The organism is Streptomyces sp. NBC_00335 (assembly GCF_036127095.1).
Taxonomy (GTDB): Bacteria; Actinomycetota; Actinomycetes; order Streptomycetales; family Streptomycetaceae; genus Streptomyces.
On record NZ_CP108006.1, the window covers coordinates 7,832,021 to 7,854,752 of the forward strand.

Below are 22,732 nucleotides of genomic sequence, written 5' to 3' on the forward strand. Positions count from 1 at the left end.
CGGACGCGACCCGGGTCAGCCGCGGCGGGCGAACGCCGCCACGTCGAGCGGCGTCCGCGCGGGCCGGCGCGGCGGGGTCAGCGCGATGGGACGGCGCAGCGAGCCGTGGCGGGCGATCTCCCGGACCGTCTCGCGCAGGGCCTCAAGGAATCCGTCCATGGTGCGGCGGGCGGCGGGAGTGTCCGAGTAGATCGAGTTCATGTGCAGCCCGTCCGCGTCCCGCTGGAACCAGGAGCAGGCCCCGTTGGCCTGGGCCGACCACACGTGGGAGGTGGGCCGCCAGTCCTCGTGGCGCTCGGCACCCGGGCACTTGCGCATGTCGATGTACGAGAAGAAGTTCACCGGGTACGGCCAGGAGCGGGCGGCGAACTCACGGGGAGCGAGCAACTCCCAGGCCCGCACGAACGGCACGTCGATATGGCCGATCATCTCGTTGAAGCCGGCCCGCACCGAGGACATGACCTGCTCGAAGTCCCGGCCCGGCGAGGCGTCGAACTCGATCGGCATGGTGTTGACGAACCAGCCCACCGAGTTGCCCCACCCGGCCCGGCCCCGCTCGCTCACCGGCATGAACCCCCGGTAGACCCCCGGCCCGCCCGCCTCGCGCAGACACACCGCGACGGCGGCCAGCACCCCCATGAACGGCTTGCCGTCCACCGCCAGGCAGGCCTTCTCGAAGACCTCCGCCTCGGCGGCGTCCAGCAGCGGGGAGGCCTCGTTCACGATCGAGTACATCCGGCCCGGCTCCACACCCAGTTCGAGCGGGAAGCGCGGGAAGAACTCACCGCCGCCGCTCGCCATGAACTCCTTCCAGTAGCCGAGCCGTTCGTCGTCCGCGTCGATGGAGAGATAGCGGGCGCGCTGCTCCTCGGCGAAGTCGAGATAGCTCGGCGCGGGCGCCGGGTCGGGCAACTCGCCCCGGCACAGGGCCTCGTAGCCGTGCTCGACCTCCTGGACCACGATCGGCATCGACATGCCGTCGCAGACGATGTGGTCGAAGGCCAGGTAGACGGTCGCCGAGTCCTCGCGCAGGACGGCGCCCATCGTGAACAGCGGCCAGGACAGCGTGTCGATGCTCCGCTTGAACCGCTCCACCAGGAAGCCGGTCACCTCTTCGGTGCGTTCGAAGTCGGCGACCTGGACGGTGTCCAGGGCCAGTTCGGCGGCGGGGATAGGAGCGCACGCCAACTCGCCTGCCAGGCGGCGGAATTCGCAGCGCAGCACCTCGTGGCGGCGTACGAACGCCAGCAGCGAGCCGGTCAGGGCCTCCTCGTCCAGCGGGCCCTCGACCTCGAAGGTGACGGCGATCCACGACGCGGTCGGGTCGTCGGCCGCGCGGCTCTCCTCGGCGACGGTGAAGTGCTTGTCCTGGTTGAAGGAGGCCCTCCTGTCCGCCGCGCCGTCCGGGCCGGGGGACTGCACCCCGGCCGTGGACCGCAACCGCCACTCGACGACCCGGCCGGGTGCCATGTGGTTCATCTCCAGAGGAAACTGCCGCATTCCGTCATCCCTTCGACCCCCGAGTCAACCCCGAGCGCCTAACGACACCCGGGCCACGGAAGTGACGCGCGCCGGGAGGTTCACCGGCAGGCGCGCCGTGCGGACCGGGCGTACGTGCGGGCGAACGGCTGCGGCCCGGGGCCCCGCCGGGTTCACCGCAAGCGGTGCGGGAGCGCCCGCAGACCCTTCGGACGCGGGGCTTCCCGTGCGACGGGCAGCCCGGTCACCCACGGCTCGACCGACCTCACAAAACCCTTCTCTCGCCCGGCCCGCACTCTGGCAGACTCGGCCCATGACCAGCGATCCCGTCGTCTGCGAGGTCCCCGACGGCCTCGGTCTCATAGAAGTCACCGGGTACGACGACGTCAGCGTGCTCCTCCTCGGGGGCCGGCCCGTCGTGCTGGAGGGCAGCGACTTCTGCGGCAGCGTCGGCTGGCTGGCCTCGCGCGCCACCGGCCCGGGCGCTCCCATCACCGCGGAGACCAAGGCGCTCACCGCATGGCTGGCCGCGCCGGAGCTCGCCGTCGACCCGCTCACCGGGAACTTCCTGCCGCCGGACCCGGAACGGCTGCGGCCCCTGCTGCGCCTCCTCGCCCCCGGCCGGTACACGATGACCGCCGCCGCGGCCCCGCAGCCGCTGCGCGTGGTCCACCCGCGCGCCGAGCAGGTCGAGAGATGGTACGCGGACGAGGAGCTCACCCACGGGCCGAACGGGGCTCCGAAGAGACTGATCCGGGAGCGCTCCCCGGGGTGTCTCAGCCCGCGGCCGGTTCCTGCACGCCGCCGCCGTCCGCCGCCGCGGCGGCCGCGTCGTCCGGGCGCAGTTCGATGTGGTCCGAGGCCAGGTCCACCGCCACCCGGTGTTCCATGCCCAGGGCCTCCAGGAACTTGTGCGGGAGCTGTACGCGTCCCGTGCGGTCGAGCATCACGTACTCGCGCTCGCTCACCGACTCGGCGCCGTGCTCGTCGGTGACCGTACGGCGCAGCACCTCGCTGCTGGTGCGGCCGTCGCGCATCGCCACCGTGCGCCGGACCTCGCCCGCGACGAGCGGGTCGTGGGTCACGATGACCACGGTCGCGCCCAGTTCGCGGTTGACGGTGCGGAAGGCCTCGAAGATCGCCCCGCCCGTCTCGGAGTCCAGCTCGCCGGTCGGCTCGTCGGCGAGCAGCACCGCCGGATCGTTGGCCATCGCCACCGCGATGGCCACGCGCTGCTGCTGGCCGCCGGAGAGCTCGGCGGGGCGGTGGTTCGCCAGCTCGCCGATCTCCAGCGCTTCGAGGAGCTCGCCGGTCCGGACCGCGTGGCGCTTGGCGGCCGCGCGCCGGCTGCCCTTCAACTGCATCGGCAGGGCGATGTTCTGCGCCGTCGTCAGGAAGGGCAGCAGGTTGCGGGCCGTCTGCTGCCAGACGAAGCCGACCGCCTCGCGCCGGTAGCGCAGCCGGTCGCGCGCCGACATCTCCAGCAGGTCGTAGCCGCCGACGCTGGCGGTGCCGGCCGTGGGCACGTCCAGTCCCGCGAGGATGTTCAGGAGCGTGGACTTCCCGCTGCCGGACGCTCCGACCAGGGCCATCAGATCGCCCTGCGCCACGGTCAGTTCCAGTCCCTGCAGGGCCTGCACCTCGACCCCGTCCGTGCTGAAGATCCGCACCAGGCGGTCGCAGGCGATGGCCGTGTCCGCGCCGTGGCGGCGGGGCTCGGCGGCGGCCAGGGCCTGCCGCTGCAGCTCCTCGTAGGTGGGCTGATCGCTGTTCACCGCTGGTCTCCCGCTCTCAACTCGGTCGTGATCTGTCGCCTGCCGGAGATCGCCGCCTCCGCGAGCACGGCCCCCGCGACGAGGGCGGCCAGGCCCAGTGCCTGGGTCAGTACGGGCGTGATGAGGACCTGCAGACCGGCCGGCACCCGGGTGCCGACCAGCGTGGACAGATCCACGGCCGGGCCCAGCAGCGCGACGGCGCCCGCCGCGAGCAGTGCGCCGCCCAGCGCGGCGGCCAGGGCCAGGGGCACCGACTCCACCAGGATCAGCAGGACCCCCTGCCGGGGCCGCAGCCCCATGGTGCGCAGCCGCGCGAGCAGCGCGGCGCGGTCGGGGGCGGCCCGGACCAGGGTCAGCAGGACCGCCAGCAGCGCGAAGCCCGCGGCTGCGACCAGCGAGGCCCAGAACAGCCGCTCGGCGGAGCGCTGGAGCGGGTCGGAGCCCAGTTCGGCGGCCGTGGCGGAACTGGTGCGGACGCGGTAGCGCTCCGCGGCGGCCGCCGGGTCCGCGGTGCGGACCACCCGCTCCAGCCGGTGCTGGTCGACCGCGCCGAGCGCGAGCCAGGTGTTGGGCAGCCCCATCTGCGGTATCGCCGCCAGTACTTGGGCGGCGGGCAGCACCACGGTGGTGGACTTCGCGCCGGGCCGGGCGGGGGTGCCGTCGACCACTCCGACGGTCGTGAGCTTCAGCTCCCCGCCGTTTTCCAGCCGCAGCCGGTAGTCGGAGGTGTCGTCGTCGGCGAGGTCCCGGCTGATCAGCGCGGGCACCGTCGCGCCCGAGGTGCCGGCGGCGCCCTTCGCCAGGAGCGCGGGATCGAACCCGCCGCTGCCGGCCGCCGCGGACAGCTTCGCGTACTCCACCGGGTCCGCGACGACCACGGAGATCTGCGAGCTGCCGTTCTTGGTGCCGTAGAGGAACACGTTGTCGTCGCTCCACACCTTCACCGAGGACCGTACGCCGGGCAGCGCGGCGGCCGCCGCCGTCAGGGACTCCGGGAGCGTGCCCCCCAGCGCCGAGACCTGTGCGTCGCCGCCGACGGCCGTACGGGCCGCCTCGAAGCGCGCCTCGGCCATCGCGGTCAGCACCGTGGCACCGAAGCCGCCGGTGGTGACCGCCAGCAGCAGCGCGATCAGCGGCAGTACGGACGGACGGGTCCGGCCTCCGGTGCCCCGGGCGGCGCGCGCCAGCCCGAGGAAACCGATCAGCCCCGGGCCCCGCCCGGACGCCCGGGCCAGCGCCCCGACCAGGGCGGGCTGGACCCGGGCCAGCAGCAGGCCGCCGCAGAGGGCGAGCAGCAGCGGGGCGGTGACCAGCAGCGGATCCACACCGGCGCCGGCCGGGGCGACCCCGCGGGAACGGACCTCGAACACGGCGGCCGCGGTCGCAGCCAGGGCCAGCAGCTCGGCGACCAGCCGCCGCCGGGGGCCCGGCCGGCGCTTCGGCGACAGCAGCACGAAGGCCCGTACGGGAACGGCCAGCAGCGCCAGGAGCGTTGCGGCCGAAGCGGCCAGCAGGGTGCCCGCCGAGCGGGGCGTCGGCAGCAGGATCACGGCGAGCGCCGTCGCGAGCGCGGCGGCGGGCAGCACGGTGACGGCGCTCTCCGCGAGCAGCCGGCGCACGATGCCCGCGCGGGAACCGCCGCGGGCCAGCAGGAGCCGCAGTTCGGCCTCCCGCCGGTCACCGGTCAGTCCGGCGGCCAGGCAGAACACCACGAACGCCACTCCGGCCACCCCGGCCGGGCCCATCGCGGCGAGCGGCGCGGCGGCCTGGCGCCGGGCCTCGGCCTGGGTGAACAGCTCCGGGAGGCGGGAGTTGATGCGCAGATCGCTCCGGTGGGTCTCCCGGCTCAGGCGGGCCGCGGTGGGGCCGGTCACGTAGGAGGCGACGGCCTTGGCGGTGGCGGGGAGCCGGTCGGCCCGCAGGGTCGCGGTGTCCACCGGGATCCGCCAGAAGTCCTGGGTGTGCCCCTCGCTCCATAGGACGAGCCGGTCGAGCACCTCCGGGCCGACGAGGGCCCCGGTGAGCCAGAACGACTGCGGCGGACGGCTCGGGGTCTGGGTGAGGCAGGCGCGGGTGAGGCAGGCGAGGTCGTCGATCCAGTAGTCCTCGGCTTCGTCGTTCGCGGCGTACAGGCCGACGACCTCCGCCTTCATCGTGGTCAGGGCCTGGCCGGTGGTGGTCTCCAGCACCATGCCGAGCCGGACGCCGAGCGTCTTCGCCGCGCTCTGCGACAGCGCGACGGGCACGGGACTCCCGGGCGCGCCGCCGGCGGCGCCCGGCCAGCGCCCTTCCACCAGCCGTACGTGCTCGGAGGCCTCGCGCAGGTGGTACAGGGCCAGTTGGGGCGGGATCCCGTCGGGGGCGGCCAGGCGGGGGGTCGCCAGGGAACGGCCACCCGCGACGACCCCGTGGACGGGACCGGCGGCGGCGACCCCGATGCTCGGGGCGGTACGGGAGACCAGGGTGGCCAGTACCTCGTCCAGGTCCTGCGGGCTCTGCTCCCCGTAGCGGGGTCGCGCGCTGACGTAGAGGCTGGTCTGACTCGGCCCGCGCGACTCCAGGAAGGAGCGCAGCGCCTGGTCGGTGCCCCGGTCCATGGCCCGCGGCAGGGCCGCGGAGAGCAGGACGGCGACGAAGGCCAGGGCCGCACCGAGCAGGGCGCTCAGCGGGGTGGCGCGCAGCCGGGTCCGCACCCAGGGCGCGGGCGGGGGCACGGCGTGCGGGGCGGACCCCTGCGGTGCCCGCGCGCCGGTCCCGTCCGGGGCGCGCCGGTCGGCGTTGGTCGCGGCCGGCCCGGTCATATGTCCTCCACGTGCCGCAGCCGGTCGGCCGGCTTCGAGCGGTTCTGATTGCGCCGGCCGCCGAAGACCGCCGACAGCAGCGGTACGGCGGCGATCGCGGCGGCGAGCAGCAGGGTCCGCGCCGCGGGCAGGTCCACGAGGACCTCGGGCACCGGGCGGCCGGCGGCCGGGGTGAGCACGGTCAGCGGTACGACGAGGTGGACGATGACCACGCCCAGCCCCAGCCCGACCGCGGTGCCGAGCCCCACCAGCACGCAGCTCTCGGCGGTGGCCGACCGGGCCAGGTCCCGGCGCCGGGCGCCCAGCGCCATCAGCACCGAGAACTCCCGGGCCCGCTCACGGGCGGCGGCCGCGGCGGAGGCGGCGAATCCGATCGCCGCGAGCACCGCGCAGGCCACCGCGAGTGCGGCCAGCGCCCCCTGCGGGCCCGCGCTGAGCGGATCGTCCAGCAGGGTCGCGGCCACCTCCTCGCGCAGGTGCACCTGCTGGGAGCCGGCGCCCGCGCGCAGTTCCGCGGCGGCGCGGGCCGGTGCGGGGTCGTCGGCGGAGGCGGCCGGCAGCCACCACTCACCGGGCGTCGGAAGCTCCCGGCCGGCCGCCGCGAGCAGCCTGCCGGCGGTGGCCAGGTCGACGGCGATCGCGGTGTCGCCGGCCACGGGCAGCGAGTCGATCGCGGCGGTGACCCGTACCGGGAGGGTGACCTCGTCCAGCTTGACCGGCACCAGATCGCCTACGGCCCCGCCGATCGCGGACAGGTAGGCCCGGGTGGCGATCCCCGGAATCTCGGCGGCCGGCGCGGGCCCCGGGGTCAGGCCGGCCTGGACGCCGCCGCGTTCGCCGGAACCGTCCCGGTAGCGCAGCTTGAGCAGGGTCGGGGCGCCCGGCGCGGGCTCGGAGCCGGTGGGCAGTTCGGCGGCCGGGGAGCCGTCGGCGAGCTTGGGGGCAGACAGTTTCCAGTCGGGTGCGGGCCCGGCCACCGGCGCGGCCGCGCCGTCCCGGGTCTGCGCGACCGCGAGGCCGCGTACGGTCAGCTCGTCGAAGACCTTGACCGCGGTACCGGCCTCGGCGGGGCCCGGATCGGCGTTCGGGTCGGTACCGGGGAGCGGTCCCTCCCGGTCGTACGAGAACACGAGCCCGGCCAGCCTGAGCGGGGTGGCGGCCGACCCGATGGGGGCTCCGAGCATCGTGCCGATGTGCACCGACACGGTGGTGTCACCGCTCTCCGGGAGCTGCACCATCGCGGCCCGGTAGGTGATGCCGAACCGGTCGCGCAGCAGCAGCCCGAGCCCGGGTCGGCCGCCCGCGCCGCTGGAGCGCACGGAGACCGAGAGGTCGATGCGCTGCGGATCGCCGGGGAGGGGGACGCCGGTGGCGATCGGGGAAGCGGCGGCGCCGGGGGAGGCGGCGGGGACCAGCGGGGTGAACAGCTCCCGCATGCCGCGCCCGTCGCGCAGGTCGGCCCGCAGGGCGAGCCGGTCGGCGGCGGCCGCCGCGTCCAGCGCCATCAGCTGGCCGGTGCGCCCGCCAGGCAGGGCCTGCTGGGTACGGAGTACCGGCAGGACGCGCTCGCCGCCCGGCAGCGCCGCGTACCGGCCGCCCCGGCCCAGCGGGGGCAGGCCGCTGTCGGATATCAGCAGGCCCCCGGCGGTGGTGAAATCGGCCTGGTCGCGCTGGGACTCGGACCACGCGGTGTGCTGGCCCAGGGCCAGGACCCCGCTGGAGACGGCGAGTACGAGCAGCAGCACCGGCCCCGTGGCCCGTCCGGGCCGGCGGGCCAGCTGCCAGCCGACGAGCGCCGGACCAAGACCCCGGCCCCGGGCGGCGATCCGCGCGCCGAGCCGCGCCGCGAAGGGCAGCAGCCGCAGCACCAGCAGGGTGCCCGCGCACAGCGCCAGCGTCGGGGCGGCGACCAGGACCGGGTCCACGCCGAACAGCCCGCCGGAGTGCGCGGCCGGGCCCGCACCGCCGGCGCCGTAGCGGGAGAGCTGCTGGTAGGCGAGCGCGGCCAGGGCCACCAGCGCCAGGTCCGCGCCGGAGCGGGCGGCGCCGGCGACGAGTGCCTGTCGGCGGCCGGTCCGGTGCAGGGCGGCCGCGGCGGCGCCCCGCAGGACGACCGGGAGGGTGGTGAGCACGACGCACCCGAGGGCGCAGGCCGCGGCGACGGGCCACAGGAGCCAGCTCCGGGTGACCGTGAAGGGGACGTGCGCCAGCGAGCCGTAGCCGCCGAGCAGGCGCAGCAGCGGCGGGGTCAGCAGGGGCGCGAGGAGGGCGGCGGGCAGCGCCAGCAGCAGCGACTGCGCCGCGGTGAGGACACCGAGCCGGCCGCGGGAGGCGCCGCGCGCGGCGAGCAGGGCGCGCTCGCCCTCCTGCCGCTCCGTCAGCAGGTGCGAGACGAGCAGCAGCGCCGCACCGGCGAGCACGGCCAGCTGCAGCGCGCCGACCAACAGGGTGGAGCGGGCGACGGTCAGGCCCGAGCCCAACTCACCGAGCAGCGCCGGCAGCTCGGTGGAGTGCCGGAGCCCGGAATCCCGCTGGAGCGCTTCCAGGGCCTTCGCGGACCGGCCGCGGACCGCTTCGGCCGTCGCGGCGTCCACGGAGGAGAAGTCCGCGGTGAGGAGCACGGCGCGGTTGTCCTGGGCCAGCCCGCCCGCGGTGAAGGCGGAATCGTCCACCAGCAGCGGCCCGTAGGTGGCGAATCCGGCGACCTGGAGGCCGCGCGCACCGAGCGGGTCGAGCCGCCAGTACGGGGAGTCCGGTTCGGCCGCCCGGTAGACGCCGGTCACCAGCACGGTCAGCGGGGAGCCGCCGTACCGGTCGTCGAGCCGCACCTGTGCGGGGAGCGCTCCCTCGGCCAGCCCGAGCCGGTCCAGCGCCGTCTTCGGCACGGCCACGGGAACCGGGGCGCTCCGGTCGGAGACCGGCCCCGCGACGGGCTGGGGCCAGGTGCCCGCGAGGAGTCGTACGCGCTCCTTGGCGAAGGTCGCCAACAGCGTCAGGTCGGCGTCCTTGCCGGGGGTGTGCGGGCCGGGCAGCCCGTACGACCGGCTGCGCGCCACGCTCTCGGTGCCGGTGGGGAGGGGACCGAACAGCTCGCGCGCGAAGCCCCGTACGGCCTCGTCGTCCTTGGCGCGGTCGGCCGTCGGGTGGGAACCGGTGACCAGGACGGTGCCGCGCGTGAGACCGGGCCCCTGGAGGGCCTGGCGCAGGCCGGCGTCGCCGACTCCACGGGTGAAGGCGAAGAGCGCGGTGAGCACAGTCGTGGTGATCAAAACGGTGAGCAGTACGGCGGCTGCGAGCGGCAATCGCCCGCGCAGCCGGCGCACGACGAAGCCGAGCATGTGCCTGTTCCTCCCCCGCACCGGACTGGTGTCCCCGGATACCGGACGATGCTGCCAGATTCGAACAAGCAGTGGAAGGGGCTTGCGTGAATAGTGCAACGGATGAACAAATCGTGGGGGCGGGACCGCAAGAAGGCTGTTCTCGGCCTTCATCCGCTCATCCGCTTGGAGGGGGAACCGCAGCATGACGCAGGACCAGGAACGGCGACAGGAACCGGAGCAGGGGTCGGGAGCGGGTGCGGGACGGGCGTCGGAACTGGTGTCGGAGCTGGTGCCGGGACGGGCGTCGGGACGGGCGTCGGGACAGGCGTCGGGAAGCGAACCGGGGCCGGGTGCCGGGGCGCCGCCGATGGTGGTCGTGGACGACGTGCGGCGCAGTTTCGGGACGGGGCAGCAGGCGGTGCACGCCCTGCGCGGAGTGTCCTTCGAGGTCCGCCGCGGCGAACTCACCGCGCTCAAGGGGAGGTCCGGTTCCGGCAAGACCACCCTGCTGAACCTGGTCGGCGGCCTCGACACCCCGACCGGCGGCAGCGTCGCCCTCGACGGCACCGATCTGGCCGGCCTCGACGAGGACGGCCGCCTCGCGCTGCGCCGCGACCGGATCGGTTTCGTGTTCCAGTCCTTCGGCCTGATCCCCGCCCTGACCGCCGCCGAGAACGTCGGGGTCCCGATGCGGCTGCGCAAGATACCGGCGAAGCAGCGCGAGGAGCGGGCCCGTACCCTGCTCGCCCTCGTCGGCCTCTCCGAGCACACCCAGCAGCGCCCCGGCGAACTCTCCGGCGGCCAGCAGCAGCGGGTCGCCGTCGCGCGGGCCCTCGCGAACGAGCCCGACCTGATCATCGCCGACGAGCCGACGGGCCAGCTCGACTCGGACACCGGCCGGCAGATCATGCGGCTGCTGCGCGCGGTGGTGCGCAGCGAGGGGGTCACGGCGCTGGTCGCCACGCACGACCCGGCGCTGATGGAACTGGCGGACCGGGTGGTGGAACTGCGCGACGGGCGCATCGTGGAGGCTTCGGCGCAGGACGCCGCGGCTGCCGGGGAGCCGGCTGAGGCACCGTAGGCCAGGTAGCCAGGTAGCCAGGTAGCCAGGTAGCCGGGTAGGCCCGGTCGGCTCGCAGGCGCCGTTAGCCCCGCAGGCCCCGCGGGGCTGGGCCCGGCGGGGCGGGGCGGTCGGCGGGTCCTACTCGGTGTGCAGGGCCGCGGCGATGGTCATCCGGGCCGCCGAGCGGGCCGGGATCAGCGCGCCCAGGACGGCGATCGCGACCCCCGCGCAGAGCATTCCGGCGAGCTGTGGCGCGTGCCAGACGTCCTTCATCGACTCGGGGAAGGCGACGATGCCCACGTTGTCCACGACGAGCCGGTGCGCGACGATCCCGAGGGGAATGCCGAGCAGTCCGCCGGCCAGCCCGAGTCCGGTCACCGAGGTCACCGTCATCGTGACCACCTGGCGCGGGGTCATGCCGATCGACTTGAGCATGCCCAGGTCGCGGCGGCGGTCCCGGGTGTTCAGCAGCACGGTGTTGAAGACGCCGAGCGAGGCGACGAGGGCCAGCATGACCGAGAACACCGAGGAGAAGCCGACGACGGTGGTGGTGGCGGCGTTCACCTTGGCGGAGTCCACCACCTCGGCGCGCAGTCCGGGGTCGGCCGCGTCGACGGTGTCCGCGTAGGCACGGGCGTCCGCCCCGGGGGCGAGCCGGACGGTGTACTCGACCGGGCGGCTGTCCGGGGCGAGCTGACCGAGGGTCTCCCACGTGGATTCCAGGGAGCGCGCGTCGCTGTCGATCAGCTGGCCGACGACGGTCGCGGCCGCCCGCTTTCCGTTGGCCTCCAGGGTGACCCGGTCGCCCACCGCGAGCCCGCGTTCGGTGAGGAAGCCCGGGCCCGCCGCGATCTCGCCGGGTCCGCTGGGCGGCCGGCCCTCCACGAACGCGGCACCGGCGGGGGACAGGCTCCCCCGGTAGAAGGTCCCGAACGCGGGCTGCGTGTGGCCGACCAGGCCGACTTGGATCAGCGCCCGGGCCTGCAGCTCCTGTGCCCCCAGTGACCGCAGCCGCTCCTCGATCTGCGCGTCGCTCAGCAGCGGCTCGACGGGGTTGTTGCCGTGGCCCCCGACCTGGACGTGGACCACCGTTCCGCCGGGGCCGCGGCCGGTCTGCGCGTACGAGACCATCGTGCTGGTCAGACCGGTCGCGAGGGTCACCGTGGTGACCCCGAGGACGATGGCCGCCATGGTCATGAAGGCGCGGCCGGGGCGGGCGAACGGGTGCCCGAGGCCCATGCTGACGGAGCGCGGCAGTCGCGAGGCGGCCAGGAGGCGCTGGACGCGCAGCCCGCGCCCGGTGCGGGGCGCACCGCCCGCGCTGATGGCCTGCGCGGCCGACAACCGGTGCGCGCGCAGGGCCGGTACGAGCGCGGTCAGCGCGACCAGGGCGGGCATCCCGGTCAGGCACGCGACGCTGAGCCAGGGCGAGACGGTGCCCACGCCCGCCATCCCCGTCTCGATGCCGGAGAAGGCGATCTGCAGGATGGGCGCGGCCAGCGCGTTGCCCAGGAGGGTGCCCAGGACGCAGCCGGCCACGGCGGGGACCGAGACCATCGTGAGGTAGACGGCGACGACCTGGTTCGGCGTGAAGCCGATGGCTTTGAGCACGCCGATGTGCCGGTTTCCGGAGACCACGGCGCCGCTGACCACGTTCGCGACGATCAGGGCGGAGACGAGCAGGCCGAGGACGCCGAAGAGGGCGATGAAGGGCAGATAGGCGTCCGCGCGGGCGGAGAAGGCCTTCTTGAGGGTGAGGTAGGTCTGCGCGGCCGTCAGCGAGTCCGCGGGGAGTCCGTCCGTGGCCCGGGCGAGCGAGTCGCGCAGGTGCGCACCGGTGGACGGGTCGGTGAAGCGGTACAGCATCTGCGTGGACGTGGGATGGAGGGCCGCGGCCTGCTCGGGCGTCACCCAGGCGGCGGCCGATCTGCTCATGCTCGTCGCGAAGCCGACGACGGTGAGCGTCGGGCGCCCGGGCACCTCCAGCTTCGTGCCGAGGAGGTCCGCGTACGGGGTTCCGTCGACCGCCCAGTTGACGACGATCTCGCCGGGGCCCTGCGCCCAGTGCCCCATCAGGACGTCGACCCGGTCCACCGGTCCCGCCGGATCGGCGCGGCCCACCACGGTGAGGGGGCCGGCCGGCATCCAGAGCCAGCTGTCGGGCACGTCGACGACGGCCTGAGGGAACGGGCCCGCAGCGGCGGCCACACCGGGGCGGTGCGCCGTCTGCGCGAGCTGGGTGTCGGAGACCTTCGCCGGGTCGTACGTGGCCACGGTGTGCGCGCCGCGCTGCGCGGTGTACGCCTTGTCGAAGGGGCCCGAGGCGGCGGCGAGCAGACCGAGCGCGAGCAGGACGGTCGTGGTGGAGCAGAGGACGACGAGTCCGATGACGAAGGTCTGGACCCTGCGGCGCTTCACGGCTGCGCGGGAGGCGCGCCACACGGCGCTCATGCGGAACGCTCCACGGTCTCGCGGTCCATGGCCTGGCCGTCCACGGTCTCGCGGTTCACGGCCTGGTGGTCCTCGGTCTGGCCGTCCGCGGTTTGGTGGTTCACGGTCTCGCCGTCCACGGTCTGGTGGTTCACGGTCTCGCCGTCCAGGGCGCGTTCGCGGGCTATGCGGCCGTCGGCCATCTCGACGAGCCGGCCGGCGCAGCGGGTCGCCAGGTGCGGGTCGTGGGTGACGATCAGCAGGGTCTGGCCTATCTGGTTGAGGTCGATCAGCAGGTCCATCACCTGCTCGCCGGAGCGGCTGTCGAGGGCGCCCGTCGGCTCGTCGGCCAGGAGCAGGGCCGGACGGTTCATCAGGGCGCGCGCCACACCGACGCGTTGGCGTTCGCCGCCGCTGAGCGTCGTCGGGTAGTTGTTGCGGCGGTCGGCGACCCCGAGCTCGTCGAGGAGCTCCAGGGCGCGGCGGCGGGCCTGGCGCGCCGAGGTGCCGGTGAGCTGGGCGGCCAGTGCGACGTTGTCGAGGGCCGGCAGGTCGTCGATGAGGTTGAAGAACTGGAAGATCATGCCGACGTCGCGGCGCCGGTAGAGTGCGAGGCCGGTCTCGGTCAGGCTGCCGAGGTCCTGGCCGTTCACGCTGATCGTTCCGGCGGTCGGCCGGTCCAGGCCGGCCACCATGTTGAGCAGCGTGGACTTCCCGCAGCCGGAGGGGCCCATCACGGCGACGGCTTCGCCCCGGCGGATCTCCAGGGACAGGGCGTCGAGCGCCAGGGTGTCGCCGTACTCCTTCGATACGCGGTCCAGTCGGACGACGCTCCGGTCGGCGCTGTCGTGATGAGGTGTCATGGCACGAACCTAGAAGGCCGGTCGGAGGCGCTGCGTCACCCCCCGGATGTAAACGGCGAGCGGGGTCATCCTGGGGATGTACGCGGGACCGAACCGGGAGAGGGATGTGGACTACACGGGGTGCCTGCGAAGGTCGGGTGGAAGAATCTTGGAAAGAGGATCATGGTCGGGGGAGGGGGAGTTGCTGTGACGACGGGATGGGGCGTCGCTGCCGTGGTGTGCGCGGTGTGCGCGGTGTGCGTGGTGTCGGCCGGGTTCGGGCTGACCGTGGCGCTCCTGCGGGCCCGCGCGGCGCACCGGGCGGCGATCGAGGAGCGCGGCTGGCTGCTGGAGCGGGAGCGGGAGACCGCGGCCCGCACCGCGGTGGACGCGGAGCGGGCCCGGATAGCGGCGGAGCTCCACGACATAGTCAGCCACAACGTCAGCCTGATGATCGTCCAAGCCGGTGCCGCCCGCGAGGTGTTGGCGACGATGCCGGTGGAGGCGGCGGCTGCCATGGCCGCCGTGGAGAAGGCCGGGCGCACGACCATGACCGAACTGCGGCACCTGCTGGGCCTGCTCGCGCCCGCCCAGGACGGAAATGACGAACCGTATGGGGCCAGGGCCGCTGAAAGACGAGATCCTGTGGCGGAGTTGGCGCCGCAGCCCAGTCTGAGCAGACTCAGCCCGCTCATCGACCGGATAGCCTTCGCCGGGCTGCCGGTGGAGGTCCGGATATCCGGCGACCCGCGGCCGCTGCCCGCCGGGATCGACGTCACCGCCTACCGGATCATCCAGGAGGCGCTGACCAACGCACTCAAACACGGGGACGGGGTGAAAGCCGAGGTGACGGTGAGGTACGCGGACCAGGCGCTGAGGGTCGAGGTGCTCAACAGCGGACCGAGCGTCCTGTCCGGGGACCGAACGGCCGGGCAGGCGGGGGAGCACGCCCCGGCTGCGTCCACAGGGCTCACCGCGTCGCGCCCGAAGGCGGACGGCGCCGGGCACGGGCTGGTCGGGCTGCGCGAGCGGGTCGCCGTGTACGGCGGGGACTTCGACGCACGCCGCCGCCTCGGTGGCGGCTACCGGGTCCGAGCCCGCCTCCCGCTGGAGCGGCCGTGACCACGCACGCCCCGGCCGCCGAGCCGGACCCGAGGGCCGCCTCGGCCACCTCGCCCCGGGTGGTCATCGCCGACGACCAGGAACTCGTCCGCACCGGATTCCGCATGATCCTCACCGCCCGCGGGATCGACGTGGTGGGGGTGGCCGCCGACGGGGTGGAAGCCGTCTCGGAAGTGCGCCGTCTGCGCCCCGACGTCGTCCTGCTCGACATACGCATGCCCCGGCTGGACGGACTGGAGGCCGCCCGCCAGATCCTCGCCGCGGCCCCGGAATGCCGGGTGATCATGCTGACCACCTTCGACCTCGACCAGTACGTCTATGCCGCCCTCGCCGCCGGAGCCAGCGGGTTCCTGCTGAAGGACGTCACCCCCGAGTACCTGGCCAACGCCGTACGGCTCGTCGACACCGGCGACGCGCTGCTCTCCCCGTCGATCACCCGCCGACTGGTGGAGCGCTGTGCCTCGGCATCGGCCGCGCGCGGCGGCGGGGCTCCGGCGTCGCACCCCGACCTGGACGCCCTCACCCCGCGCGAGAGGGAGGTGCTGACCCTCATGGGTCACGGCCTCTCCAATGCCGAACTGGCCCGGGAGTTCACGCTCAGCGAGGCCACCGTGAAGACCCATGTGGCCCGGATCTTCGCCAAGCTGAGCCTGCGCGACCGCGCCCAGGCGGTGGTCCTGGCCTACGAGACGGGCCTGGTCACCCCGGGGGCGGTGGCCTAGGGAAGTCCAGCACGGTTCCGCGCGAACTTACCCGGCCCCACTCGGGTCACGGCAACTCGCGTGTGAGCCAGACATGCTCACCGCGGTCGTCGGTGGCGACGTGATGCCGCTCGAAGCCGATCTTCTCCAGGACACGGAAGGACGGTGTGTTCCATGTGCCGACGGTCGACCAGAGCCGCTTCCGCCCGGTCGCGATGGCGGCATCGACCACGGCCCGGGCGGCCTCGGTGGCGTAGCCGTGGCCGTGCGAGCTCTGGAACAGCTCGTACGCGATTTCCGGCTCCTCCAGGGTGGAGCGGCCGATGATCAGTCCGCAGTAGCCGATGAAGTCGCCTTCTTCACGGCGTTGGACGGGCAGCAGAGCGATCCCCGTGGTCTCCGTCGCGGCGAGCAGCTCCGTGATGGCCGTCTGGGTCTGTTCAACCGTGCCCACCCCCTTGCCGCGTTCAGCCACCAGGTCGCGGAGCTGGGCGGCGTCCGACTCGGCCCACGGCCGCAGTATCAGCCGTTCGGTCTCCAGGTGGTACGCCATCGTCTCGTACGTAGTCATGCTCCTCACTCTGCCCCACGGATCACCGCGCACCACGGGCGGAGTACAGGGGGCGAGTCTTTCGGATCAGGCCGTGGGCGGGACGGAGTTCGCCAGGAGGTGCAGGCGCAGAGCGAGTTGGAGCTCCAGAGCGCGGGCGGGGCTGTTCCAGTCCTCGCCCAGGAGTCGGCCGATCCGGTCGAGGCGCTGCACGACGGTGTTCACGTGGATGTGCAGCGCGTCCTTCGCCTTGGAGAGGCTCGCCCCGTGGACGTAGTAGGCCTGCAGGGTGCGGACCAGCTCGGTGCCCCGCTGGGCGTCGTAGTCGATGACGGGGCCGAGCACCCGCTCGACGTACCCGCCGACGTCACCGTGGTCCCCGAGCAGCAGGCCGACGAAGCCCAGATCGGGCAGGGCGGCCCCGTGGCCGGTGTGGCCCAGCGCGTGCAGGGCCCGCAGGCAGCGCACGGCCTCGGCGTACACGCCCGGCAGGCCGCCCGGGTCGCCCGCCGGCCCGGCGGAGCCCACGGTGACGGGCGTGCCCACCGCCTGCCCCAACTCCGCCGCCAGGGAACGCGCGAGGTCCCCGGGCCGCTCGGCCGGGGTGAGCAGGACGACGTGGCCCTCGTGCAGCCCGGCCAGGCCGCCCCGGTCGCGGGCGCGGCGCGCCGCCTCCGCGGACAGCCGGGGCCGCAGCGCCGCGTCGCAGTGCAGCACCAGCAGGGAGTGCGGGCGCGCGAGGTCGACGCCGAGTTTGCGGGCCCTGATCGTCCGGCTGCCGGTGTGGGGGGTGTGCCCCGCGCTCCGCGGGGTCAGCAGGTCGCTGAGGAGCTCACCGCGCACCCGGTCCTCGGCGTGGGCCACCGAGCGGCGCAGCAGCAGGAGGAGCGCGGTGACCAGGCCGGTGCGTTCGAACAGCCTCCGGTCGCTGTCCGACAGCTCCGCCCGGCCCGTCAGCGCGATGCTGCCGAGGAGTTCGGGCCCGGCCAGGACCGCGCAGACCCACACGCCGTCCACCGGCACGGCCCGGCCGCCGGCACGGGAGGCCGCCACCCCCTGGGCGGGCGCGCCGATCGGTTCGGTGGCGACCCGGGCCAGCTCGGTGCCGTCGGCGTCGTGCACCACCAGTCCGCCCCGCAGCAGCGCGGCCACCTCCCGCGCCACATCGGTGACGTCCCCGCCGCGCAGGACCAGATCGGTGAGCCGGTCGTGGGTCTCGGTGGCCAGCCGCGCAGCTTCGCTGTGGGCCCGGGCGGTCTCGGTGGCCGCGTTCAGTTCGACCAGCGCCGTACGCGTCTCCTCCAGCAGCCGCGCCCCGTCGATGGCGACGGCCGCGTGGTCGGCCAGCGAGGAGAGCAGTGCCACCGCGTCGGGGGCGAAATCGCGGACCGACCGGTCGGCGGCGTAGAGCACCCCGATGACCCGCGAGGCGACGCGCAGCGGCACACCGAGAATGCCCCGCAGCCCCTCCTCGCGCACCCCCGCGTCGATGGTGCTGGTGTGCCGGAAGCGGTCGTCGGCGCGGTAGTCGGCGCTGGCGTAGGGCCGGGCCGTCTGCGCGACCAGCCCGCCGAGCCCCTCGCCCATGCCCAGGCGCAGCTGCTGGAAGGCGGCGGAGACGGAGCCGTCGGTGACCCGCATGAACGTATCGCCCACGACGGGGTCGTTGAGCGTGAGGTAGGCGCAGTCCGTACCGAGCAGGGTCCGGGCCCGCCGCACGATGGCCCGTAGCACCGCGTCGAGATCGCGCAGCGCCGCGAGGTCGCCGGCCGTGTCGAAGAGGGCGGTGAGCTCCGCCTCGCGCCTGCGGTGCTGGTCGAGGGTGCGCCGGATGTCGAGGGCCACCCGGGTCGCCTCCTCCACGAGGGCCTGCTCGACGGCTCCAACGCCGGCGGTACGGGCCTGCGCGCCGGGCCGCGCGAAGTGCTCGGCGGGCGCGCCCTGGGCGAGCAGGTCCAGGAGCTGCCGCAACGCGGGCGCGGTGGGATCGTTCACGGGGGCCATGCTGACAGCCCTTCGGTACGGGAGGGCGAGCGGGTCCGCCCGCCCGACCGGACGTACCGGTCACGGCGGGCGGCCCGTGGCGCGGGCGGGCTCAGGCGGGATCGGACACCTTGGCGGCGTACCCGCTTCCCGCGGACACCCCTGCCGGCGCCGCTGCCCCCGCCTTGGGAACGGACAGGTCGCGGCCCCGGGTCTCGCGGGCGAACAGGACCGTGAGGGTGGTGACGAGGGCGGCCGCGGACAGGTAGACGGAGACCGGCACGGAGGAGCCGTAGTCCTTCAGGAGCTCGACGGCGATGATCGGGGCCAGCGCCCCCGCGATGATCGAGGCGAGCTGGGAGCCCATCGAGGCGCCCGAGTAGCGGACCTTGGTGTCGAACATCTCCGAGATGAAGGCGGCCTGCGGCCCGTACATGGCCCCGTGCAGCAGCAGTCCGGCGGTGACGGCGAGGGTGATGACGGTGAACGACTCGGAGTCCACCAGCACGAAGAACGCGAACGCCCACAGAGCCATGCCGACCGAACCGATCAGCGTCACCGGCCGGCGCCCGATCCGGTCCGACAGGGCGCCCCAGGCCGGGATGGTCAGGAAGTGCACGGCCGAGCCGATGAGCAGCGCATTGAGCGCGGTGGTCTTCGGGAGCCCGAGATGGGTGGTGACGTAGACGAGGAGGAAGGAAGTGAGGACGTAGTACGAGATGTTCTCGCCGAACCGGGTGCCGATGGCGACCAGCACCTGCCGCCAGTCCTTGCGGAACACCTGGACGACGGGTGCCTTCTCCTCCTCACCCCGGCCTGAGGCGGCTGCCTCGGCCTGCGCCGCGAGGAAGACGGGCGACTCGGACACGGATATGCGGATCCACAGCCCCACCATCACGAGGACCCCGGAGAGCAGGAAGGGGATCCGCCAGCCCCAGGCGAGGAACGCCGCGTCCGACTGCACGCCGGCGAGCAGCGCCAGCACCCCGGTGGCCAGCAGGTTCCCCCCGGGCGCCCCGGACTGCGGCCAGGAGGCCCAGAACCCGCGGTGCTCGGCCCCGCCGTGCTCGGACACGATCAGCACGGCCCCGCCCCACTCGCCGCCCAGCGCGAACCCCTGCACCAGCCGCAGCGCGGTCAGCAGGATCGGCGCCCCGACCCCGATGCTCGCGTGGGTGGGCAGCAGCCCCATCGCGAAGGTCGCCCCGCCCATCATCAGCAGACTCAGCACCAGCAGCTTCTTGCGCCCGACCTTGTCCCCGAAATGCCCGAAGACCACGCCGCCCAGCGGCCGGGCGAGAAACCCGATGGCGTAGGTGAGGAAGGCGATCAGGGTGCCCGTGAGCGGATCGGCGGTGGGGAAGAACAGCTTGTTGAAGACCAGGGCGGCGGCGGTCCCGTAGAGGAAGAAGTCGTACCACTCGATGGTGGTCCCGATGAGACTGGCGGCGACGATCCGCCGTATTCCGGATGGAGCCTTCGGATCGGCTGCGGTGGAGGCCATGTGAACCACTTCCAGGATGTCTGCGGGGACGTCGGGTGTGGCCACAACGTAGAAGTCCGCAGGTCAGCGGTATATGTGGCGCGCCATCACAATCAACCCCACCTGAGTGTGCAGCGCCACCATACGGCCCGAACCGATCCCCTTGGCCCCCTCCGGAAGCGGGCGGGAAGTCCCTGTCGGAATTGCAGAGTTGCGCCTGATCTATCCGAGAGGGGGGTACCAGGCCCATGGGCTGCTGCTCCGGGGGTCGAGACGTTCTCGTCCTGGTTGATGTGGTCAAGATCGAAGGACAACGTCCAGGTGTTGCTGGACCGGCGTGAAGAGTCCGTACGGGATGTACTGCGGGATCTCCGACAGGGTCACCCACGCAACCTCAGCGATTTCGTCATGGTCCGCCACGTGCGCGGCTCCGCCGGCCACCTTGCAGGCTGTGTAGGACACTTGCCGATTGGTGAGGGGATGGATCCGCTCGCCCAGCCGAACAATGGGGACCACGTCCAGGCCGGCTTCCTCCTTTGTCTCGCGGACGGCGGCTTCGTCGCACGACTCACCCGGTTCGACTTTGCCCGCTGGGAATTGCCACAAGAGTTGACCCTCTGCAACTCGTCGCCGTACGAGCAGTACTCGACCCTCATGAACCACAACGGCCCCGGCAACCCGATGCTGAGGTGGAGCATTGCCCTTCAGTGACGTCTCTCGATCACTCACGGCAGCCGCCGTCGCCCGGGGCGGGAGGCTTTGAGCGTCGGCGGGATGCCAGGGCTTGGTGACCTTCGCGAGCTGACGTGGACCACACTGCCCGGGCACAGCACCAGTGCCCGGGGTTCGAGCTTGTGGTCCTTGACCGAGCCGTATCCGATCCGTTTGGTGGGCAGCAAGGCGTGCGGAACGGAGCAGGAGGGGCAAGGAGCCTTGGGGAGGGTCGCCATGTCACCAGGATGGCCCCATTGGTCCCGGCGCGGCAGGGAGCGCACGAGCGCGTACCGTGGCACGTGGGTGAGCAGCTTCCTGCCGCCCATCTTGATTATTGAGGCCGCGCCCAGATGATCCCAGGCTGATGGCGCCGGTGCCCGGCCTGCCGGGACCCACGCTGGCTGTGGTGACAGTTCGGCAGGTCCGCCGGGTGTCGCGATATGAGGCCCTAGCCGGCATTCGAGTGCGATGTTGAAGCCGGCGCGGATGTGCCGATACCTACCTGAAACACAGCCGTGCGGTGCTCGAAGCGGGGCCCTGATCGGCTGGAAGTGTGACGGCGCGAATCTGTGGCGGTACCCGATCCCCGGTGTACGTGATGCCGGGAGGCCGTTGTCGTGCTGAGCACTTCGAACCGTACCGGGCCCACTGTCGAGGTGGGGTCCGGCGCCGGGCCACGGGGCGCCGAAGGGGCTCGTGGGCGCCGTAGCGCCAGGGGCCGACGAGGGTGGCTGGTCGCCGCCGCCGCGCTGTGCGGGGCCCTGGTCATGGCGCTGCACGCCCACGTCCCGAACGGGTTCGGGAACCTGGGTAGTTTGTTCCAGACGTTCCTGCCCTGGGCCGGGCTGAGCGTCCCCGCGCTGCTGGCGCTGGCGGCGGTGAGACGTTCACGGCTCGCGGCGGTCGCCGTACTGGCGCCCGCGGTCGTCTGGGTCTCCCTCTTCGGCGGGATGCTCACCGACAAGCGCGCCGCGGGCGGGGACCTCACCGTGGTCAGCCACAACGTCGACGAGGAGAATCCCGACCCCCTGCGCACCGCGCAGGCCCTCGCCGGGTCGGGCGCGGACGTGCTCGCGCTGGAGGAGCTGTCCACGAAGGCGACGCCCGTGTACGAGCGTGAGCTGGCCGCCCGCTACCCGTACCACTCGGTGCACCTGGGCGTCGGGTTGTGGAGCAAGTACCCGCTGCACGGCGTGGAGCCGGTGCCGATCATGCCCTGGACACGCGCCGTACGGGCCACGGTCGACACCCCGAGCGGGCCCGTCGCCGTGTTCGCCGCCCACCTCGCCTCGGTACGGGTGACCCCGAGCGCCGGTTTCACCACCGCGCGCCGCAACGAGTCGGCCGGGAAGCTGGCCGAGGCCGTACGGGCCGAGGTGCTGCCCCGGGTCGTCGTGATGGGCGACTTCAACGGGACGGCCGAGGACTCGGCACTGGGGCCGGTGACCGCACCGCTCCGCTCGGCGCAGCGGGAGGCCGGGGCCGGCTTCGGATTCACCTGGCCCGCCTCGTTCCCGATGGTCCGCATCGACCAGATCCTGGTGAAGGGGGTGAGCCCGGTCTCCTCGTGGACCCTGCCGGCCACCGGCAGCGACCACCTGCCCGTCGCTGCCTCCGTCCGGCTGTGACCGGGGCCGCACGGTCCACGCACTGACTACGATGGCCGGAATGTATGTCCATGTATGAGCGAGTAGGTGGCGTGTTGGAAACCCGGGTCCCCGACCCCGTACCCGTCCCAGTCAACGTACTCGTCGTCGAGGACGACGCCACCATCCGCCGCGCTGTCCAGCTGTCCCTGGAGCGCTACGGCTACCAGGTCGCGGTGGCCGCGGACGGACTCGGCGGCCTGGAGGCGTTCCGGGCCGGCGGGCACGATCTGCTGATCCTGGATGTGATGCTGCCGGAACTGGACGGCATCGGGCTGTGCCGCCGGATCCGCGAGGAGAGCCTGGTCCCGGTCCTGATGATGTCCGCGCGCGGTGACGCCCTGGACGTGGTCGCAGGGCTGGAGGCGGGCGCCGACGACTACGTCGTCAAACCCGTCGACACCTCCGTCCTCGTCGCCCGCATCCGTACGCTGCTGCGCCGCGCGACCTTCCGGCCGGCCGAGCCCGAGGCGGGTTCGGCGGAGTCGGAGGCCCCCTCCGCTGACGCCCAATCTCCCGCGAAGGCCGCCCGGGTACTGGCCTTCGGCGACCTGACCGTTGACACGCTCGGCCTGGAGGTGCGCCGGGGCGGGCGGGCCGTCCCGCTGACCCCCACCGAGCTGCGCCTGCTGTTGGAGTTCGCCGCGGCTCCCGGCGCCGTGCTGGACCGCCGCAGGCTGCTGCGCGACGTCTGGGACTACGGCTGGGAGGGCGACACCCGGGTCGTGGACCTGTGCGTGCTGCGGCTGCGCAAGAAGATCGGCGCCGACCGGATCGAGACCGTCCGCGGCTTCGGCTACAAGCTCGTCCGCACCTGAGGGGC

Annotated in this window: 15 protein-coding genes; 5 read left to right on the plus strand and 10 right to left on the minus strand. The window is 73.5% G+C overall.

Annotated elements, in window-relative coordinates; genetic code table 11:
- Positions 1-15: 15 nt before the first annotated feature.
- The 4 genes from OHA37_RS35490 to OHA37_RS35505 all read right to left on the minus strand — a co-directional run bounded on the left by OHA37_RS35490 (position 16) and on the right by OHA37_RS35505 (position 9,393).
- The gene (locus tag OHA37_RS35490) at positions 16-1,500 is read right to left on the minus strand and encodes a condensation domain-containing protein (RefSeq protein WP_266911595.1); all 1,485 of its coding nucleotides are present in this window, start codon (positions 1,498-1,500) and stop codon (positions 16-18) included.
- Between the two features lie 755 nt (positions 1,501-2,255).
- Positions 2,256-3,254 carry an ABC transporter ATP-binding protein gene (locus OHA37_RS35495; protein WP_266911597.1) on the minus strand — a complete coding sequence of 333 codons (999 nt, stop codon included), beginning with the start codon at positions 3,252-3,254 and terminating at the stop codon, positions 2,256-2,258.
- Positions 3,251-6,055: a hypothetical protein gene (locus OHA37_RS35500; RefSeq protein WP_266911598.1), complete on the minus strand. Its 2,805-nt coding sequence runs from the start codon at positions 6,053-6,055 to the stop codon at positions 3,251-3,253. Before OHA37_RS35500 ends, OHA37_RS35495 begins: the two co-directional genes overlap by 4 nt.
- Positions 6,052-9,393 (minus strand): FtsX-like permease family protein, encoded by a 3,342-nt coding sequence (locus OHA37_RS35505; RefSeq protein WP_266911600.1) that lies wholly within the window; start codon positions 9,391-9,393, stop codon positions 6,052-6,054. Before OHA37_RS35505 ends, OHA37_RS35500 begins: the two co-directional genes overlap by 4 nt.
- Before the next feature lie 349 nt (positions 9,394-9,742).
- Here OHA37_RS35505 and OHA37_RS35510 point away from each other — a divergent pair, with 349 nt between their 5' ends.
- On the plus strand, positions 9,743-10,456 hold the full coding sequence (locus OHA37_RS35510; protein WP_266911602.1) for an ABC transporter ATP-binding protein: 714 nt from the start codon (positions 9,743-9,745) through the stop codon (positions 10,454-10,456).
- Positions 10,457-10,576: 120 nt separating this feature from the next.
- On the opposite strand, the gene OHA37_RS35515 is transcribed toward OHA37_RS35510, so the two are convergent.
- On the minus strand, positions 10,577-12,889 hold the full coding sequence (locus OHA37_RS35515; protein WP_266911603.1) for an ABC transporter permease: 2,313 nt from the start codon (positions 12,887-12,889) through the stop codon (positions 10,577-10,579).
- A complete protein-coding gene (locus OHA37_RS35520; RefSeq protein ID WP_266911605.1) occupies positions 12,886-13,731 on the minus strand; it encodes an ABC transporter ATP-binding protein in 846 nt (281 codons plus the stop codon). The genes OHA37_RS35515 and OHA37_RS35520 overlap by 4 nt, the downstream gene beginning before the upstream one ends.
- A 186-nt stretch (positions 13,732-13,917) precedes the next feature.
- Between OHA37_RS35520 and OHA37_RS35525 the strand changes: the two genes are divergently transcribed.
- A complete protein-coding gene (locus OHA37_RS35525; protein WP_266911607.1) occupies positions 13,918-14,832 on the plus strand; it encodes a sensor histidine kinase in 915 nt (304 codons plus the stop codon).
- A gap of 104 nt (positions 14,833-14,936) precedes the next feature.
- Entirely contained in the window at positions 14,937-15,554 is a 618-nt protein-coding gene (locus tag OHA37_RS35530; RefSeq protein ID WP_443046349.1) for a response regulator, read from the plus strand.
- Between the two features lie 46 nt (positions 15,555-15,600).
- On the opposite strand, the gene OHA37_RS35535 is transcribed toward OHA37_RS35530, so the two are convergent.
- The 4 genes from OHA37_RS35535 to OHA37_RS35550 all read right to left on the minus strand — a co-directional run bounded on the left by OHA37_RS35535 (position 15,601) and on the right by OHA37_RS35550 (position 20,257).
- Positions 15,601-16,104 (minus strand): GNAT family N-acetyltransferase, encoded by a 504-nt coding sequence (locus OHA37_RS35535; RefSeq protein WP_266911611.1) that lies wholly within the window; start codon positions 16,102-16,104, stop codon positions 15,601-15,603.
- A 66-nt stretch (positions 16,105-16,170) separates the two neighbouring features.
- Positions 16,171-18,087, minus strand: a complete 1,917-nt coding sequence (locus OHA37_RS35540; protein ID WP_266911613.1) for a helix-turn-helix domain-containing protein — start codon at positions 18,085-18,087, stop codon at positions 16,171-16,173.
- Between the two features lie 91 nt (positions 18,088-18,178).
- Positions 18,179-19,570: an MFS transporter gene (locus OHA37_RS35545; RefSeq protein WP_266911614.1), complete on the minus strand. Its 1,392-nt coding sequence runs from the start codon at positions 19,568-19,570 to the stop codon at positions 18,179-18,181.
- A 276-nt stretch (positions 19,571-19,846) separates the two neighbouring features.
- Positions 19,847-20,257, minus strand: coding sequence for an NUDIX hydrolase (locus tag OHA37_RS35550; protein WP_266913370.1), 411 nt, complete (start codon positions 20,255-20,257; stop codon positions 19,847-19,849).
- A gap of 737 nt (positions 20,258-20,994) precedes the next feature.
- Between OHA37_RS35550 and OHA37_RS35555 the strand changes: the two genes are divergently transcribed.
- Positions 20,995-21,891 (plus strand): endonuclease/exonuclease/phosphatase family protein, encoded by an 897-nt coding sequence (locus OHA37_RS35555; protein WP_443046350.1) that lies wholly within the window; start codon positions 20,995-20,997, stop codon positions 21,889-21,891.
- 50 nt (positions 21,892-21,941) lie between these two features.
- Entirely contained in the window at positions 21,942-22,727 is a 786-nt protein-coding gene (gene cseB, locus OHA37_RS35560) for a two-component system response regulator CseB (RefSeq protein ID WP_266911616.1), read from the plus strand.
- The last annotated feature ends 5 nt before the right edge of the window (positions 22,728-22,732 follow it).